The organism is Paenarthrobacter sp. NPDC091711, assembly GCF_044756605.1.
Taxonomy (GTDB): Bacteria; Actinomycetota; Actinomycetes; order Actinomycetales; family Micrococcaceae; genus Arthrobacter.
The window spans coordinates 1-3,809 of the sequence record NZ_JBIVTF010000033.1 but is presented as its reverse complement, the minus strand read 5'-3'; the positions used below and the strand labels follow the sequence as shown (position 1 = coordinate 3,809).

Here is a 3,809-nt window from a genome sequence, read left to right as displayed (position 1 = left end):
CTGGTCACGGTGTTCGAGGATCTCGGCTACGGCCATCGCCATCTGGTGGGAGGTGTTGTCCGTGCTGGCTTCCAGAAGCATGACGACCATGTCATAGACCTGCTGCTCGGTCATGCGCCCAGCCCCCTCAGCACGCAGCAACTGGGAAATCAGATCCTCCCCGGCATAGCTTCCATCCGGTAGACGCCGGCTGACGATCAGCTTTTCGACGTAGTCAAAAAGCTCGTTGTAGGAAGATTCAATGTCCTCGGCCAGTTGCGGGTCGCGGGCGAAAATCTGGAGTACAGCGTCGGATATTCGTGTAACAAAGGGCGCCTCTGACTCGGGCATTCCTGCCATTCGGCAGAACAGCCTGGCCGGGACGTGGCTACAAACATCATCGTAGAACTGCACCGGTCGATCAGGCGGGCACTGATCCAACAGATCCGTGACGATCTCCCTGATATGCCCACGCAACTGTTCGATGCCCGAAGGTGAAAAGTATGCCGAAACGACGGCGCGAAGGGCGGCGTGTGCCCGTCCATGCTGGTTGAGCAGCATCTCGTTGCGGAATCGGTATGCGGGTCCGTCTTCGCGGAGACCAACCAGATGAACCAGCTCACCAGCATGAACGTCTCCGAGGCGCCTGTCGCGTGAAAGCTGATCCATGACAGCTCCGTCGAGGACCCAGAGTCCCCGAGCGGTCCGCACAACAGGCGAGCTGACCCTTGCTCCCCGGAGGGTGTCTACCGGATCCCTGTCAAACTGCCCGTCAGCTAGCTCAAGGTAGGGAAGATCTTCGATGTCCTTCATGGCATTCCTTAGGGGGTGGCGACTAGATACTGTACTAAGAAATTAGCGGATAGTATTGTTAAAGTCTACTGATACAGCAAAAATAACTACACAGACCGAATGGAGGCAGTACATGAGGGGAGTCGAGGTATACCCGAGCGAAGATGTGCACCGAGTCCGGCTCAATCCCAAAGACCAACGGATTATGGAAACGCTTCAGCGCTGGGGGCGCATCCCCGTCCGGAAGCTTGCCGAACGAGTCGGCTTATCTGAGACGGCCGCCCGCTATCGCCTAAAGAAACTACTGGACACAGGAACAATGGTGGTCACGGCGCAGATCGAGCCCGCCTTCGTCGGACGTCCGGTCCAAGCATTTATCCGGATTGATTTCGGATATGACGCTGAGGTTGAATCAGTCGCGAACATCAAAGCCGTGGATGGTATTGACTTCGCAGCGCTTCAACGACCCTCGGGCCAACAGGGCCCCACAATCTGTGCCCACGCCACTTATCCCGATCATGAGAACCTGCTCCGTGTCCGCAAAGAGCTTCGTCTGCTCCCCCAAGTAACCAACGTTGAGATCGGACTCGGGCTAAAGATTCACTCCATCAGACCTCGCTACTGGGGGGATGCTGGAGTCAGCGATGCCGACAATGTCTGGGTACGTCATCCAGTACCCCGGCAGCTTGAAGACATCGATCTGACCATCCTTCGGGAGCTTGCACGGGATGGCCGAACTTCGTTCACTCAACTGGCCGAACATACCGGGCTTTCCACGGCCGCAACACGCCAGCGATATGTAAAGCTCGTCGAGGACGGGGCGTTACGGGTGCAAGCTCTACCAAACCCCTATCGGCTGGGCATTACAGGCCAAGGTGAACTTGCCATCCGCATGCGCGGTGACACTGCCGCACTGATCCAACGCGTTGCGTCCTACCCCTCCACACGCTTCATTGTTGAGGTGGCTGGCCCGTACGACCTACTCATCGTTCAGGTTTGCCGAGAACGGGCTGACCTTGAACGCTTCATCCAACTAGAGATCGCTTCGGACCCCAAAGTGGCGGATTGGACGCTAACCCTCTACGACGAAAGCGTCCTCGCCTACAATCCTCCACTACCTGACTGAACCCCGTACCAAAATCTAAAGGAGACCCAACTTGCCCGACATCACTTGGCTTTTTGTTCCCGGAGACCGCGCTGAACGTTTCGCTAAGGCCGCCACCAGCGGTGCTAACCAGATTATTTGCGATTTGGAGGACGCTGTCGGCATCGACGACAAAGAACAGGCCCGCACGAAAGTCGTGGACTACCTGTCCGGCGAAGGTCGGGCCTGGGTCCGTATCAATAGCGCTGACAGTGCATGGCATGACGCCGACATCGAAGCTGTTGCGCATCTCCCGGGTCTGCAGGGGGTCATGGTTCCCAAGGCCGAGAATCCGGAATACTTCAAATGTCTGGCCCGGACGTATTCGGGGCTCTCGGTAATCCCGCTGATCGAAACAGCCGTGGGCGCCCATCGTGCCTTGGAGATCGCGTCCACTTCTCAAGTCCGACAACTGGCGTTTGGTTCCATCGATTATTCCTTGGACACGGGTGTACGGGAGTCTGACGATGTCCTGCTTTCGGTCAGGCACTCCCTGGTGGCCGCTTCCAGGATCGCTGAAATCCTACCGCCGCTTGATGGCGTAACGAAGGCAGTCGACAACGCTATCCACATATTCCATGAAGCTTCCCGGAGTAAGGAACTTGGATTCAGCGGAAAACTCTGCATACACCCGCGTCAAATCCCGCTAGTTCGCGACGCCTTCCGACCTTCTGACGAGGAGCTTTCATGGGCTCGCCGCGTCCTCGACTCGGTGGCCGGCAAAGCAACGGCTGTAGTGGACGGCGCCATGGTGGACAAGCCTGTCATAGACAAAGCTTCCCGCATCGTAGCGATGAACACAGCTTGAGTGGCGTCATGAACAACCATGATGCGCTCCTGACTGGATGATGATGGGAAGTGTTTCGCCGGAACCCGGACGAACACACTCAGGGATTTCCATTAACAGCCGACCGCAGCGTCAGGCCACGCGCACCACAGTAGCGTGGGGATCAAGCCGGTATCCGATTCCCCCGGTCGGGCTGCCCGGCAACGATCATGAACTGGGAATCACGACTGGGCATAACAGGCGTCGTAGCGACAAATAACTCCGCACACGCTTGCAATGTATCGTAAGCCGCTCGGGCCCATGACCAGTAACTCATATAGGCTGTCGAGCGCGTCCGGAGGGAAGCCGGTCTCTAAGACCGCCATTTTCAACTCGTCCTCGCGTCGTCGTTTGCATCCACACCTGGGCCTCAACTCGTATCCAGAGCAAACTTTTTCCGTTGGCCAATCGCATTGGGACGCCCCGGACCCGGCTACGGCGTTGACGTTGCATATGGACACCCAATCATCTCCTCACTCCGCTTTGATTCCTGACGGACCCGCGGGACGCGCAGGCCAAAGATCCGAGCTATTCGGATCTCTAGAAGGGTGCGCGTGGGACTTGAGATCCGACCAGAGGCCATTCACAGCGGGGCGCCCGTTAGCGCTTAGGTCCGGCAGAACCGCGGAACAACATTGCACCAGGTGGTACGGCAGCGATCGGTGCTGTTCTGGATCCGCCTTGGACCCCGAACTCTGAGTTCGCACTTTCCAACCTTCTATTCCGAGCGCAAATACGAAGGTGATTGCCATGCTCATGGGCGAGCGTTGCGCGGAACTCATCCGCGGTTGCAAACAGGTCTTCGGTCGTTTCTGCTAAGCAACCCCACAACAGAGGAACCCTGGTCTTCCCTCTTAAAGGTGTCTTCACGGGATTTGCGCGTGCCAACGCGCAGTCTGGGCCCGCGGCCATGTGAGGTTCCTACGCGAAAGCTGGCCAGGTGGCGCGTTGCCCGGCGATGACGGGAAGTGAGGTCACGAATTGGACCTCTCCGTTGTTTCCGATCTCGACGTCTCCTGCGATTCGGGCCTCGGGGTAGCCCTGGGAGAGTGCCAGGAGCATTTCCTC

The 3,809-nt window shown here is 57.8% G+C and carries 3 protein-coding genes; 2 read left to right on the top strand and 1 reads right to left on the bottom strand.

The genetic code is table 11. The annotated features are described in order from the left end of the window. Positions 1–792: hypothetical protein (locus ACIQH5_RS22415; protein WP_400407842.1), on the bottom strand; the 792-nt coding region annotated here is incomplete at its 3' end. Between the two features lie 112 nt (positions 793–904). Here ACIQH5_RS22415 and ACIQH5_RS22410 point away from each other — a divergent pair. Both ACIQH5_RS22410 and ACIQH5_RS22405 read left to right on the top strand, forming a co-directional pair. Next, a complete protein-coding gene (locus ACIQH5_RS22410; protein WP_400407840.1) occupies positions 905–1,897 on the top strand; it encodes an Lrp/AsnC family transcriptional regulator in 993 nt (330 codons plus the stop codon). 31 nt (positions 1,898–1,928) lie between these two features. Next, positions 1,929–2,723 carry an HpcH/HpaI aldolase/citrate lyase family protein gene (locus tag ACIQH5_RS22405; protein ID WP_400407837.1) on the top strand — a complete coding sequence of 265 codons (795 nt, stop codon included), beginning with the start codon at positions 1,929–1,931 and terminating at the stop codon, positions 2,721–2,723. The last annotated feature ends 1,086 nt before the right edge of the window (positions 2,724–3,809 follow it).

What these genes read in the sequence shown, in the direction of transcription:
- ACIQH5_RS22410 (WP_400407840.1), top strand. Translation starts at nt 905, where the DNA reads ATGAGGGGAGTCGAGGTATACCCGAGCGAAGATGTGCACCGAGTCCGG.